This window comes from Sorangium sp. So ce448 (assembly GCF_051520915.1).
Classification (GTDB): Bacteria; Myxococcota_A; Polyangia; order Polyangiales; family Polyangiaceae; genus Sorangium; species Sorangium cellulosum_B.
Genome location: NZ_CP150343.1, coordinates 11742354 through 11756898, shown reverse-complemented (window position 1 = coordinate 11756898; position 14545 = coordinate 11742354). Strand labels below are relative to the sequence as shown.

Here is a 14545-nt window from a genome sequence, read left to right as displayed (position 1 = left end):
AACAGGCCCGCTCGGATCACGCGCAGATCACGGCGCGTGTCGTGTGGGCACGGAGCTCCGCTGTCGCTCGCTGGTCCGGGACCACCCGCCCATCGGCGCAGCCAGCGAAGGCGACAGCGCCCCACGGGTGGGCATCGACGCCACGAGGCCCGGCCAGGTGGGCCTCCAGCCGATGCCCGCGTGACACCGGAACGCGCCGCGGACGCCGCCGAGCCGCCGCGCGGCAGCCGGGGGCCTCGCGGGCTGCGTCAGCTCCGGCGGGGCCGATCCGTCGCGCCCGGAACCCGCTTCTCGATTAGACTCGCCGCCGATGGCCGACCTAGCCAGGCAAGCCGCCCCGGAGCAGGCACGGCAGCAGGTGCCCCCGGAGAGGCCCACCCGACGCTGTCCCGTGTGCGGCGTCCGGTACCCGCTCGACTTCCTCGTCTGCCCCATCGACGCGACGGCCCTGGAGCTCCAGGGCGTGACCGCGACCGACCCGATGGTCGGCGAGCTGCTCGCGGGGAGCTTCTGCATCACCGGCGTGATCGGCGCGGGCGGCATGGGCCGCGTCTACGTCGCCGAGCACATCCGCCTGCCGAAGCGCTTCGCCGTCAAGGTGCCGCACGAGCACTTCGCCAGCCACAGGGAGGCGATGGCGCGCTTCGAGCGCGAGGCGCAGACGATCGCGCGCGTCGGCAACGAGCACGTGATCGACGTCGTCGACATCGTCCGCCTCAAGGACGGGCGCCCGTGCATGGTGACCGAGCTGCTCAAGGGCGAGGACCTCGGCGCCTTCCTCGACCAGGTCGGCAAGCTGCCGCTCCCCACCGCCATCACGATCTCGCGCCAGGTCTGCCGCGGCCTGGCCGCGGCCCACGCGACCGGCGTCGTCCACCGCGACCTCAAGCCGTCGAACCTGTTCCTCGTCCGGCGCGAAGGGGGCAGCGTCCACGTGAAGATCCTCGATTTCGGGGTCGCCAAGGTGCTCGACGGCGCCGACCTCACGCGCACCGGCTCGGTGGTCGGCACGCCCCAGTACATGGCGCCGGAGCAGGCGCGCGGCTCGGCCGACGTCGACTCGCGCGCGGACATCTACGCGGTCGGCGCCGTGCTGTACCGCATGCTGACCGGCGAGCGGCCCTTCCCCGAGGAGGAGCCGACGCGGACCATGCTCCGCCTGCTCACCGAGGACCCCCGGCGCCCGCGCGACATCGACAAGACCATCCCCGAGGGGCTCGAGGCGCTGATCCAGCGCGCCATGGCCCGGGCGCGCGAGGACCGGCCGCCGTCCGCCCAGGAGCTCGATCGCCTGCTCGCGGACTTCGATCTGCAGGATCCGCTCGCGCCTTCCCGCGCGCTCGGCGTGGGCGTCGCCGTGACCGAAGGCGCCCCGAACGACGAGCGGGCCACGGTCGTCATCCCGAACGCCCAGGGCCAGAGCGCGGACGACGTGACGCGCAAGGCGCGGCGCGCTCGCCCCGTCGCGTCGCTGCTGTCGATCGCCGTGAGCCTCGCCGCGGGCGCGGCCGTCTTCACAAGCGTCGCGATGGTCCTCCGCAGGGTCTACGGCATCACCGAGCGGCGGGCGCTCAGCCAGAGCGAGGTCCTCCTCGCCGCCGGCGCCGCGGGAGCGCTGGCCTTCATCGCCTTCGTCGCCATCCTAAGGGTGCTCGTCGGCCGCTGGCGGAGCGCGCCGGCCATGGAGCGCCTCGGCAACGGCCTCCGGGGCGCGCTCGTGTGGCTGTTCATCTCGTGCGGCGTCCTCGCGCTCGGCGCCGCCGCCTACAACGCGTTCGCGCTGCCGATCCCCGCCCTGGGCCTCGACCCGGCCGAGTGGCTCGGCTGGGTGGACGTCGGCGTGATCGCCGTGCCGACCCTGATCGCGCTCATCACGCTCACGGTGGCGCTCCGGCGCGTGACCCGCGTGTCATAGCGGCGGGGGCGGGGTTCGCAAATTTTGCTCATCCCGCGAGCCCGTCACCATTCTCTCATGCATTCGATAGCTTGTAAATAGGTGGCTCTCTCGGCCAGATCCGCGTGCCCGCGAAGCACCCAACGAGGAGGCGAGATCATGTCCGCACGATTCAGGCCCGAGGTGTATGCCGTCGATTTCGGTACCTCCAACTCGCTGCTCTCGGCGGCCAGCGCGGAGGCGACCTGCCCGCCCATCCCGCTCGACGCCGCGGCGGCCGATCCGACCGTCCTCCGGAGCCTCCTGTTCTTCGGGCAGGAGCGGTTCTCCTGCGGCGCGGCGGCGATCAGCGACTTCGTCGCGAACGGGATGCAGGGCCGCTTCATCCGCTCGATCAAGAAATACCTCCCCGATCGCAGCTTCTCCGGCACGCAGATCGGGCACCGGGTCGTGACCATCGAGGACCTGATCGGCCGCTTCCTCCGGGAGATGCGCGAGCAGGCGAACCGCCACTTCGACGCCGACGTCGCGCGCGTCGTGCTGGGCAGGCCGGCGAAGTTCTCGGCCGAGCCGGCCGACGATCGGCTCGCCGAGGAGCGCCTCGAGCGGGCGGCGCGCATCGCCGGCTTCCGCGAGGTCTCGTTCTGCCCCGAGCCGGTCGCCGCCGCGCACGACTTCCACCTGGAGCTCGATCGCGGGGCCGTCGTCCTCGTCGCGGATTTCGGCGGCGGGACGTCCGATTATACGATCGTCCGGATGCGGCCGGAGGGGTTCTCGCCGTCCGACGTGCTGTCGCTCGGCGGCGTCTCGGTCGCGGGGGACGCGCTCGACGGCAGCCTCATGCGCCACAAGATCGCCCGCCACTTCGGCGCGGAGGTCACCTACCGCGTCCCGCTCGGCTCGAACCAGCTGACCATGCCGCGATCCATCGCCGAGAAGCTCTGCTCACCGGCCGACATGACGGTGCTCCAGCACCGCGATGTCCTCACCTTCCTCCGCGACGTGAAGGCGTGGTCCCTCGGGCCCGAGGATCGGCAGCGCATGGACAACCTGCTCTGCCTCGTGGAGGACTCGCTGGCCTTCCGGCTCTTCGAGGAGATCGAGCGCAGCAAGTGCGCGCTGTCCGGCGAGGCGGCCACGGAGTTCCGCTTCGATTACCCGTCGATGCACATCCGCGAGCGCATCGCCCGGGAGGAGTTCGAGGCCGGGAGCGAGCGGCCGATCGACGCCGTCCTCGGCGCGCTCGACCGGACGGTGGCGGACGCGGGCCTGTCGTTCGAGGGCATCGACGTCGTGTGCTGCACGGGCGGGACCGCGAGGGTGCCGGCGCTCCGGCGCGGCATCGAGCGGCGCTTCGGCGAGGGCAAGGTGAGGCAGCTGCGGAGCTTCCACTCCGTCGTCCAGGGGCTGGCCGAGCGCGCGCGCAGCATCGCCGCCGCGTCCTGAGGAGCGGGCGCCGGCCCCGCCGGTCGGCGCGGCAGCGTCCGCGGGGGGGCGCGGCAGCGTCCGCGGACGGCGCGGCCTCGCCGTCGAGCCAGCGGGGATCGCCCTCGACGACCCACGGGTACGCCTCGTGGAGCGCGCGTTCCATCAGGCCGCCGTAGCTGTGGCCGGCGCCCACGGCGTGGACGACGCGCGCCGTGACGCCGCCGCGCTCGAGCACCTCCCGCGTCTTGCGCGCCTGCGCCGCGCAGTCGGCCCGCCCGCACGCGAGCAGCACCCGCGCCCCGCCGCCGCCGCGAAAGCGCCGGGCGGCGCCGGGCGTCCACTCGTCGAAGCTGCCGTATCCACCCTCGATCAGCGCCGCCCGCGCGAAGCGGGCGGGATGCCCTGGAAGGAGCAGCGCGCCCATGATCGCCCCCTGCGAGTACCCCGCATAGATCGGGTCGCGGAGGTCCACCCGATCCCCGAAGCGCGCCGACAGCGCCGAGACCGCCGCGGCGACCTCGCGGCTCAGCGCGTGATGGTCCGGGTAGTAGAAGATCCGCCCGGCGTCCGGCGCCCGGACGTCGATCGGCTTGCCGCGCGGGCAGAGCACGAAGCCGGCCCCCCTCACGATCCCGCGCCAGATGTCGCAGTGCCATTCGGGCCGATCGCCCGCGCCGTGCGCGACAACGAGCAGGGGCCGCGGCCCCTTGCCTCGCGGCGTCACGACCACCGCGGGGCCGAAGTCCGGGACCTCCAGCGCGATGAGCTCGGGCTCGTCCGCGGGCGGCGGAGGCTCCGGCGCAGGCTGAGGCGCGCTCTCCAACCCGCGCGCGCGCTCCTGCGGAGCGGCGGGCGCATCGCTGCGGCCGACACGGCCGAGAGGCGCGGCGAGCGGCGCTCGCGCGCACCCCCCGGCGCCGATCGCGAGCGCGATCCCGAGGAGGAGCGCCCGCCGGGGGCCCGGGGCGGTCAGCGCGTGTCGATGTGCCGCGCGCATCGCGCGTGGCGCGCGTGCCTCACGGTTCGCGCGTGTCGTACGGGCCGCACGTGTTGCGCTCATCGCACATCGGAGGGTGAACACCCTCAGCACGGGAATCAAGAACCGGAGAACATGCCACTCGCGGAGACCCTCGAGCGCCCGGGAGATCGCGGCGGCTCTCCGCAGATCGACGCCGGGCTCGACCGCCTGCTCACCAGCGCCATGCGAGCTCGACGGGGAGGGCGTCGGGCGTGACGTCAGGCTGCGACGAGGACGATGCGGCTCACCTCGGGCGGCGCTCCGACGCGGGCGGGCGGCCCGGCGGTGCCGAAGCCGCGGTTGATGTAGAGATGCGAACCGCCGCGCTGGTAGAGCCCGGCGACGTAGCCGTGGGGGAGCACCAGATCGGCGGGCCGCACGAGGAGGTTGATCTGGCCTCCGTGGGTGTGGCCGCTGAGCTGCAGGGCCACCTCTCCGGCCGCGTCCGGGAAGAACACGGGGTTGTGGCAGAGCAGCACGCGCGGCAGATCGCGGGGCACGTCCGCGATCGCCCGGCCGAGGTCCGGGCCGCCGCCGGGGACCCGCCCTCGCGCCCACACATCGTCGACGCCGAGCAGCGCGAAGGCGCCGCCGGGCCCACCCACGACGCACCCGCGGTTGCTCAGCACCCGGGCGCCGCCGCGCTCGAGCGCGCCCAGCGCCGCGTCGATGCCGGCGAAGTGGTCGTGGTTGCCCGGGATCGCCGCGACGCCATGCCGGGCGAGCGGGCCGAGCCTCCGCGTAAGGCGCCCGAGGTGCTCGGCGTACCTCGGATCGAAATCGACGAGATCACCCGTCATCACGACGAGATCGCCGCGGGCCTTGCGCACGAGATCCTCGGCGGCGCGCATCTCCGGCTCGCCGACGAACAGCCCGAGGTGGATGTCGGACAGCTGCACGATGGCGAACCCGTCCAGGCTCCGCGGCAGGCCCGGTATCGGGATGGCGACCTCTTCGATTGTGTAGTCGTGTCGCCCGAGCAGCGCGCCATACACAGCGCTGCCGCCGCCGATGAGGAAGGCGGAGCCAGCGGCCCCGGTCGCGAGGAAGTCGCGGCGGGCGAGCGTCGGCCGCTCGACCGGCGGCGGGAGCGGCAGGGCCGCGGGGCCGCCGTCCTCCTGCGCCTCTCGCGCCGCGGGGCCGGGCGCGGAGCCGGCGGCGCGGGCCGTCCCGCCGTCCGCGAGCGCGGCCGCCGTCGCGCGCCCGAGCAAGGCGCGCCCGAGCCGCGCGATCAACCGACCGAGGTCCACGACGGCGAGCAGGACCGCGGAGATCAGGACGCCGAGCGAGAGCGTGCTGCCGGCGATCCCCATCCCGCGGAGCACCCCGTCGGGCAACGCGCCGCGGCCGAGCCGCGCGGCCGTCATGCCGACGATCCCGGCGGCCAGCAGGTACGCGAGCGCGCGGCGAGCGCGCACACCCAGGCCGAGCAGGCTGGAGGCGCGCCGATGCACGTACAGGCCCTGGACGCTGAGGACGAGGACGATGACCAGCCAGAAGACGGCGAAACGCATGGAAGCTCTGCTCGAAAGGGGGGACGGAAGCCTAACCGATCGGCGGCGGTCGGCCAGAGAGCGCCCCGTGACGGCCCGATGACGGCGACGCGCTGCGACGGACGCCGCGACACGCGGACGTCGAGCGCGATCTCCCGCGCTGTCCCGTCATGAGCGTCCGGCTGAGAAGGCTGGGAAGAAGGCTCACACGCACGCGCGGCGACCGGCGCACTTCGCCCCTCGACATCGGACGCTCCATGGCGCCCTGCGTCGCCTCCTCGCATGACGCCAGGCGCAGCGCTCCGAGCAGCCCTGGTGTGTGTCATCGCGCGGAGGAGCGGAGTCTGTCGCCGCTGACAACCTTGGAAATAGAACTGAAACCCTTCTATCCGTCTGCCGTGTCACATCCGGACCCAGCCGCGCTCGCAGATGCGGAGTCGTGGTGATTGCGCGTTGCGTTGAGCGGATCGCGCTCGCCCCCCGCCGGTGCGTTCTCCCCTTGCAGAACCGCTGCAGCTTCATCGCGGCCGCGCGCGGGTCGGGCAAGACGCACGCACGCGTGACGCGCGTCGAGAGGTGTCGATCGTTCCAGCGTTCGTGGAAAAATACCTACATAGCGTACTACGACGCAGCCGCGTTGGCGTGGGATAGCCGTCGTTTGTCCTTGCCCGAGAGAGGCCATTGGTCTAAATTCGGCCCGCTATTTGACGCGTTGAATTGGCCTGGTTTCTTCATTGAAGTGATGAGAGGCTTAATATGCTGAGAAGGAAGACGCATCAGCTGGGGTTGGCAACGTCGGTTGCGGTCATCCTCGCGCTCACGGCGTGCGGGGACGGCGGGGGCGGTGACAACAGCGGGACGGGCGGGGGCAGCAGCGGCGTGGGCGCGGGCACCCCGACGGGCAGCGGCGTGGGCGCGGGCACCCCGACGAGCACCGGCAACGTCGACCCGACGACGACGAGCACCGGCAACGTCGACCCGACGACGACGAGCACCGGCAACGTCGACCCGACGACGACGAGCACCGGCACCGTCGATCCGACGACCAGCGCGGCTTCGGGCGGCGGCAACTGCACCACCCCGGTCGACATCGCGGCTCCGAACGGCAACCCCTTCGCGGGCGCGGAGCTGTTCGTGGACCCCGGTTACGTCAAGAAGGTCGACTCGTCGATCGCGATGGTCACGGATACGGCCCTGAAGGCGAAGATGGAGAAGGTCAAGCAGATCCAGACCGCGTTCTGGCTCGACCGGATCGAGGCGATCAAGGAGCTCCCGGCCTACCTCGACGCGGCGCTCAAGCGCCAGAACGAGACCTGCGAGCCGGTCACGGCGCTCATCGTCATCTACGACCTTCCGAACCGCGATTGCTTCGCCGAGGCGTCGAACGGCGAGCTCCAGCTCGCTCAGAACGGCACCCAGCGGTACAAAGAAGAGTACATCGCCCCGATCAAGCAGATCCTCGCTGCTCACTCGGGTCAGCGCATCGCCGCGGTCATCGAGCCCGACTCGCTCCCCAACATCGCGACGAACCTGGGCGGGAAGCGATGCGACGAGACGACGGCGCAGTCCTACCGTGACAACGTCGCGCACGCGCTCAAGGAGCTCAACATGCCGCACGTGTACCAGTACATCGATGCGGCGCACTCGGGCTGGCTCGGCTGGCCTGACAACCAGAAGGACGGCGCCAAGATCTTCGCCGAGGTCATCAAGGCCGCCGGCAACCCGGCCAGCGTCCGCGGCTTCGCGACCAACGTCGCGAACTACACGCAGCTCAGCTACACTTCGGAGAGCTACGAACAGCAGAGCAATCCCTGCTTCGGCGAGTTCGACTACGTCAATGCCATGGCCTCGGCGCTCGCGGCCGAGGGCCTCGCCGACAAGCACTTCATCATCGACACGAGCCGCAACGGCGTCGGCAACATCCGGAAGGACTGGGGCTACTGGTGCAACAACAAGGGCGCCGGCATGGGCGAGCGGCCGAAGGCCAACCCGGGCGGCGCGACGAACCTCGACGCCTTCGTGTGGGTCAAGCCGCCGGGTGACTCCGACGGCGTGGGCAAGGAGGGCCAGCCGCGCTACGACCTGTTCTGCGGGAAGGAGAACGCGGACACGCGCGCGCCGCAGGCGGGGCAGTGGTTCCACGAGTATTTCGTCGAGTGCGTGAAGAACGCGAAGCCGGCGCTTTGACGGGCGGGTCGGCCTGCTTCAAGCTGTGACGAGCGCGCTCGGCTGAGCGCGCGGCCGGCGGCCGGGGCAGGCGAGGAGCGTGAGAAAAAGGGGTCTACCTTCCCGCGGACGACGCGGGCCCGCTGGAGGGTAGACCCCTTGGAAAGACGCTCCTCGCCTGTCCTGGCCGCCGCGCCGTTTTCAGGGACATCAGCAGCGCAGAGGGCCCGCGACGCTGGTGCACACGCACGCACGCACGCACCCTGCGACCGAACCGCGCCGCGCCGCACCGTGGCATGGTGATGCGCGGTGCACGACTCCATCACGCTCGAACAGCTGCGCACGTTCATCGCGGTCGCCGACGAGGGCAGCTTCTCGGCCGCGGCCAGGAAGCTCCGGCGCGTCCAGTCGGCCGTGAGCCACGCGATGGCCAACCTGGAGAGCCAGCTCGGGATCGCCCTCTGGGACCGGTCGACGAGGATCCCGGCGCTCACGGAGCACGGCCGCGTCCTGCTCGGCGCCGCGCGGCGGGTGTGCGCCGACGCGGACGCGCTCAGCAGCGCGGCGCAGCGGCTCGCCGGCGGCCTCGACCCGCTCGTCTCGCTGTGCGTCGACGCCATTTTTCCGCTGTCCGCGCTCGTCGATCTCTGCGTCGAGTTCGCGCGCGTCTACCCCACCGTGGAGCTCGTCGTCCACACCGAGACCATGGGCGCCGTCGCCGATCGCGTCCTCGACGGGACATGCCAGCTCGGGGTCGTGGGGCCGGCGGCGACGGCCCAGGGGCTCGAGCGCCAGCACCTCACCTCGGTGCGCATGGTGCCTGTCGTCGGCAAGACACACCCGCTCGCCGCCGCAGATCCGCGCGGCGCGCGCGTCGCGACCGAGCAGCTGCGCGAGCACGTGCAGATCGTGCTGAGCGAGCGCGGCGGAGGGCGCTCGCCGGAGCAGGCCGTCCTGTCCCCCCGGACCTGGCGCGTCGTGGATCTCCAGACCAAGCGAGAGCTCCTGTGCGCGGGGCTCGGCTGGGGGAACCTGCCAGAGCACATGATCCGCGACGACCTCAACGCCGGGCGCCTGGTCCGGATCTGGCCGGCGGCGTGGGGGGACGACGAGCACGTCCTGCCGCTCGCCGTGGTCCACAGGCCGGGCCTCGTGCAGGGGCCCGCGGGGCAGTGGGTGCTGAAGCGCCTCGTCGATCTCTGCCGCCAGCACGTGGGGGGCCCGGAAGGTGGGGGGCCCGGACGCGCCGCGGTGACCTGACGTCGAGCGGGGTCGAGCAGGGAGGAGCGGCGAGCGCGCGCCCATCACCCATCACGCTCGCGCTCGCACCGGACTCCCGGAGCCGGCGCGGGTGTCAGAGCGAGAGCCGTGACAGCAGGTCGTTCACGCGGAGCGCGGCCGCGACGCTCCCGGCGTCGTGCGCGAAGTCCATGGCCGCGAACAGGTGGGTCTGCTCGAGGTCGAGCCGCTCCGGAGAGCGCTCGAGGAGCGCCATGTAGTGCTCGAAGAAGCGGCGCTGATCCATCTGCGTGCGCTTCAGCACGGCGTGGCGCACCGTCGCGTGCAGCGCGAAGCGGCCCGCGAAGGGCTCCTGCACCAGCCGGAAGCGGCGCAGCGAGGCCAGCGCGTCGCCGGCGCGCCGCCCGGCCCGCGCGAGCTCGGCGAGGGAGCCCTCGTCGATGTGGTCGCCGTTCGAGTGCGCCAGCACCGCGAGCATCCGCCGCGCCGGCGGCGAGAGCCCGCGGAAAGCCCACGCGACGAGCAGGCCGACCTCGGGGAGGTCGTCCTCGTGATCGATGGCCCGCACGCGGTCGACGCCGCCCGCCACGAGCCACCGGTGGAGCTCGGCGACGTCGGCCGCGCCGCTGCCGACGATCGCGTCGGCGAGCTCCAGGGAGACCGGGTTCCAGCGGAGCAGGCGGGTCAGCGAGGCGACCGCGGGGAAGGGGCTCCGCCCCGAGGTCACGAGCGGCGCGATGACCGGAAAGATGGAGACGCCGGCGACGAGGCAGCGCCGCGCCGTGATGACCCAGGTCACCGCCTCGTCGCGGAGGTCGTCGAGCAGCTCGGCGACGGCGCGGTCGTGCTCGTGGTTGTCGAGCACGATGAGCATCTCCCCGAGCGCCCGCAGGCGGCTCCGCAGCGCAGGCAGCGACGGCGACGGCCCTGCCCCGAAGCGGAGCGACAGCATGCCGCGCAGCGTGCGCGCGTCCCATGCGCCGACCCGGAACCAGTGGATCCCGCCGGGGAGCTCGCGCGCGAGCTTGTGCCCGAGCGCGCACGCGAGCGTCGACTTGCCGCTGCCGCCGGTGCCGACGAGCGCGACGCGGGTCGGGCGCGACGCGCGGACCGTCGCCAGGAGCGTCGCGAGCTCGCGGCGACGGCCGCGCAGCGAGGGGGGGCGGGGAGGGAACACGAGCGGCGATGCGGTCATCCCCGCGCGAGCGTACCAAAAAGCGCGCGAGGCGCCGGCCCTCGACGCAGCGGTCGCGGCGGTTCACCCGGGCGGCTGCGGCGGTCGCGGCGGTTCACCCGGGCGGCTGCGGCTCGAGCATGATCTGCTCTATCGCGCGGGAGATCGGCTCCGGCGACATCGAGGTAAGGCGGAGCCGGAAAGGCGCCTGCCCCTCCCGGATCAGGAACAGCGCCGGCACGCCCCGGACCTGGAGAGCCGCCGCCTCGGTCCGCGCGGCCTCGAGCTGCTGCAGGACCTCCGCGCTGTCGCGCTGCGCCATCGCCTGCTCTGCGTCCACGCCCGGCACCTCGGCGGCGACGCGCAGCAGGAGCTCGTCCGTGATCACCGGGCGCTCGCGCGCCTGCAGCCGGAAGAAGCGGTCGACGAAATCAAAGAGCCGATCCTGCATCCCGACCGCGGCAGCCATGCGCGCGGCCTGCACGGAACTCGGACCGAGGAACGCGAGATTCCGGAATACGAGCTTCACCTGCTTCGTCCTCACATGGCGTTCGAGGACCACCGGCAAGATGTCGAGCCCGTAATCCCGGCAATGCGAGCAACGCAGATCGGAGAACTCGACAAGCGTGATCGGCGCGCTCGGATCCCCGAGGACGATGCCGTCCTGGGGAATGCCGGAATACAGGTCAATCCCGCCGGTGACCGCGCCGGTGGGCTCCTGCACCGGCGTCTCGCCGGCGTCGTGGCACGCCGAGATCCCGAGCAGGAGCGCGGCGAGCAGGGCGCCGCGCCGCGCCACCGAGCCAGAGCGTGAATTGCGTGAATGAGCGAGTGCGTATCGTTCGAACAGCTCAGGATTCATTCTTGAGCATGCGGCACGAACCGTACCTCGATGTGGTTGCATGTGAGAGATGCTTTCACGAGGATCTCGGTAAACCGTGCTGGGTGAGGACCTCCAGGCGAGGAAGGACTCCTCTCCAGGGCGCCCCGCGGCGCGAGGAGCGACACCGGCAAGCGCCGAGATCGCCGCAAGGGGGCAGGACATGGAGGTCTTCTCTCGGCGTTCCTCCCGCCGCGGCGTTCGCGCGGCGGGGCGCCCGGCCGCGGGCTGGCGCGGGCCGGCGCGACGCCGCGCCGGGGCGCTTGCCTGCACCCCGTCCCATCCGCAATGCTGTTGCGGAACCTGCGTGTCCTCGGAATGCCCTCAGCTCAGCGCCTCCCTGGGCCGCGACCGTGAACGGGGCGGCGCCTTCGCCCCGCGCGGCGCCGCGAAGCGAACGGGCGCGTCCCTCGATGGATCCGCGCCGTCCGCCGACGGCGTGGCGCGGCAGCTCCGCGATCAGGCGCAGGGCGCGCTCGGCGAGGTCCTCCGCGGCTTTCAGGCGGCGGCGGATCCGCAGGGCGGCGACGCCGCGTGCGCCGGCTCCGCCGAAGGGCGGCGGCGCCTCCGCGCCGGCCTCGTGTCCGCGTTGATGCGGCTCATCTTCCTCCTCTACGCCGAGGCGCGCGGCCTGCTCGCCGGCGTGGAAGGCGGCGGCGCGCCGCTCGCCCGGCTCTTCGAGGATCTCGAGGAAGAACGGCGACGGCAGGGGGGCGACCTCGAGCGCCGCCACGGCGCGTGGGCGAGGATCGCGGCGCTCTTCTGCGCGCTCCGGGATCGCCGCCCCGGGGGCGCGCGCGGCGGCCTCTGCGATCCGGACGCCCATCCCTTCCTGGAGGGGAGACCGTGGCTCAGCGACGGCGCGCTCCACCGGGTGCTCTCGGCGCTCCTCGTGCACGACGGCGTGCCGTTGCGCTACGGCGAGCTCGAGGTCGAGCACCTCGGCACGCTTTACGAGGGCCTCCTCGCCTTTGACCTCGAGATCGCCGAGGGCGAGTCGATGGCGCTCTTGCCGTCGCACGTCGTCGTGGATCTGGAGGCGCTCCTCGCCCTCCCCGGCCATGACCGGCCCGCGCGGCTCGAGGAGGTGGCGGACCTGAAGCTCGGCGCGCGGCCGGCCGCGCGCGTCGCCGCGGCCGGCAGCGTGGCCGAGCTGTCGCAGGCGCTCGCGCGCCGCGCGTCGCCGCGGCAGCCGGACCGGATCGCGCGGGGCGCGCTCTACCTCCAGCCGGGGCAGCTCCGGCGGCGCGCGGGCTCGTACTACACGCCGCGGGAGATCACGTCGCATGTCGTCGAGCGCACGCTGTCGCCGCTGCTCGGCAGGGACGGCCGGCCGGCGGTGCCCGCGGATGTCCTCGCGCTCGCCGTGTGTGATCCCGCGATGGGGTCCGGCGCGTTCCTGGTGGAGGCATGCCGCCAGCTCGCCGCGCGCCTCGTCGACGCATGGCAGAGCGCCTGCACGGCGCCGCCCCTCGCCCCCGGCGAGCCGCCGCTCCCTCGCGCCATGGCGCTCGTGGCGGAGCGCTGCCTGCACGGCGTCGACCTCGACCCGCTCGCGGTCGACCTCGCCAGGCTATCGCTCTGGCTCGTCGTGCAGGACGCGCGGCTCCCGCTGAGCTTCCTCGACGGCAAGCTCCGCTGCGGCGATAGCCTCATCGGCGCCGAGCGCGCGGAGGTCGGCGGCTTCCCGTCCGCCGCGAGGCTGCCCGGCGGCCCCGGGGAGCGGCAAAGGCGGCGGGCCCTGCTGCGGCAGGCTCCTGCGCACCCGCGGCCCGAGGGCGCGCCGCCGGAGGGCGCGCCGCCGGAGGGCGCGCCGCCGGAGCCCACGCCGCCGGAGCCCACGCCGCCGGAGGCCACCGAAGGAGCGCCCAGCGACGGGTCCGGGGGCGCCGAGGGAGCGGATCAGGCGGCGCTCGACGCCTGGATGGCCCTGTGGTTCTGGCCGCCGGCGGGCGAGCTCGCGGCCCTGGCGCCGGCGAGAGCCACGTTCGCGGGCTACATGGCCGCCGCGCGCGAGCCGGCCGATCCGCGGGCGGCGCTGTCGCGGCGTATCGCCGAGGAGCGCCGGTTCCTGCACTGGGAGCTCGCGTTCCCCGCCGTCTTCGATCGCCCCGAGCCGGGCTTCGACGCCGTGATCGGCAATCCGCCCTGGGTCGCGTACGTCGGCCGCGCGGCGCAGCCGATCACGCCCGAGGTCTTCCACCTCCACCTCCGGAGGAACCCGGCGTTCCACGGCTACCGCTCGCTGCACGGCCTGTTCGTGCACCGGGCCGCGTCGCTGCTGCGGCCGGGCGGGCGGCTCGGCCTCGTCATCCCGACGTCGGTGTCGGATCTCGATGGATACGGCCCGACGCGGCGCGCGCACGACGCGCTCTGCGCCGTGGACGCCGATCTTCCGAGCTTCGGCAGCGACGCCTTCGACGGCGTGTTCCAGCCGTGCATGGGCCTCCTCTCGACCCGCCTCGCCCTCGCCGCCCCGCGGGCGGCGGAGGCCGCCTCGTGGCCGCTCGCGCGCTCGGATCTCGACGTCGTGTCCCGCCGGCTCCTCGAGCGGCTCGGCGCGCTGCCCCGGCTGCCGGCGGCCCTGTTCGGCGAGCGCGGGTTTCAGACGACGGCCGAGGACGCCGAGCGCATCCGGCGCGCGGACGCCCCGGAGCCGCCGTACACCTGCCCCATCCGGGAGGGCACCGACGTGGGCGAGCTGATCGCGCGCGCGCCGCGCCACCACGTCGATCGCGCCGGCGTGAAGGGCCGCTTCCGGAAGGACGAGGACTGGAAGGCGGTGCGGCTCCTCATCCGCCAGACCGCCCGCTATCCGATCGCCGCGCTGAGCGACGGCCTCCCGTTCCGCAACTCGATCCTGGCCGGCTTCTCCGACGCCACCTGGAGCGAGTTCGCGCTGCTCTGTTACCTCAACTCCTCTCCCGTCCGCTGGTGGCATTACACGCGTCACCGGGACGCGCGCGAGGGCATGCCGCAGGTGAAGATCGCGCACCTGCGTGCGATCCCTGCGCCCCCGCCGGCGGGAGCCGCCCTGATCGCGGCGCTCGACGCGCTCGGACGGGAGCTCGGCCCGGCGAACGCGGGCCTGCCGGCCGACGCCCGGCGCCACCTGGACGGGATGGTGGCGGACATGCTGGAGATGACCGAGGAGGAGCGGGGCTGTGTCGCGCGCTGGGCGGCGGCGACCCCCCTCCCGCGGCCGGACGGCTGAGCGGCGGCCGAGGCGCGCGGAGGAGCGCTCCCTCGTTGG

Annotated in this window: 8 protein-coding genes; 5 read left to right on the top strand and 3 right to left on the bottom strand. The window is 73.3% G+C overall.

Annotated elements, in window-relative coordinates:
- Nucleotides 1-310: 310 nt before the first annotated feature.
- The gene (locus WMF45_RS44485) at nt 311-1915 is read left to right on the top strand and encodes a serine/threonine-protein kinase (protein WP_437712786.1); all 1605 of its coding nucleotides are present in this window, start codon (nt 311-313) and stop codon (nt 1913-1915) included.
- A gap of 138 nt (nt 1916-2053) precedes the next feature.
- Nucleotides 2054-3340, top strand: a complete 1287-nt coding sequence (locus WMF45_RS44480; protein WP_437712785.1) for an Hsp70 family protein — start codon at nt 2054-2056, stop codon at nt 3338-3340.
- 1218 nt (nt 3341-4558) lie between these two features.
- On the opposite strand, the gene WMF45_RS44475 is transcribed toward WMF45_RS44480, so the two are convergent.
- Entirely contained in the window at nt 4559-5854 is a 1296-nt protein-coding gene (locus WMF45_RS44475) for a metallophosphoesterase (RefSeq protein WP_437712783.1), read from the bottom strand.
- Nucleotides 5855-6589: 735 nt separating this feature from the next.
- Between WMF45_RS44475 and WMF45_RS44470 the strand changes: the two genes are divergently transcribed.
- A complete protein-coding gene (locus tag WMF45_RS44470; RefSeq protein WP_437712781.1) occupies nt 6590-8020 on the top strand; it encodes a glycoside hydrolase family 6 protein in 1431 nt (476 codons plus the stop codon).
- A gap of 288 nt (nt 8021-8308) precedes the next feature.
- Nucleotides 8309-9259, top strand: coding sequence for a LysR family transcriptional regulator (locus tag WMF45_RS44465; protein ID WP_437712779.1), 951 nt, complete (start codon nt 8309-8311; stop codon nt 9257-9259).
- 94 nt (nt 9260-9353) lie between these two features.
- Here WMF45_RS44465 and WMF45_RS44460 read toward each other — a convergent pair whose 3' ends face one another.
- The gene (locus tag WMF45_RS44460) at nt 9354-10433 is read right to left on the bottom strand and encodes a hypothetical protein (RefSeq protein ID WP_437712778.1); all 1080 of its coding nucleotides are present in this window, start codon (nt 10431-10433) and stop codon (nt 9354-9356) included.
- 94 nt (nt 10434-10527) lie between these two features.
- Nucleotides 10528-11211 (bottom strand): DsbA family protein, encoded by a 684-nt coding sequence (locus WMF45_RS44455; RefSeq protein ID WP_437712776.1) that lies wholly within the window; start codon nt 11209-11211, stop codon nt 10528-10530.
- A 388-nt stretch (nt 11212-11599) separates the two neighbouring features.
- Here WMF45_RS44455 and WMF45_RS44450 point away from each other — a divergent pair, with 388 nt between their 5' ends.
- On the top strand, nt 11600-14506 hold the full coding sequence (locus WMF45_RS44450) for an Eco57I restriction-modification methylase domain-containing protein (RefSeq protein ID WP_437712774.1): 2907 nt from the start codon (nt 11600-11602) through the stop codon (nt 14504-14506).
- Nucleotides 14507-14545: the final 39 nt, after the last annotated feature.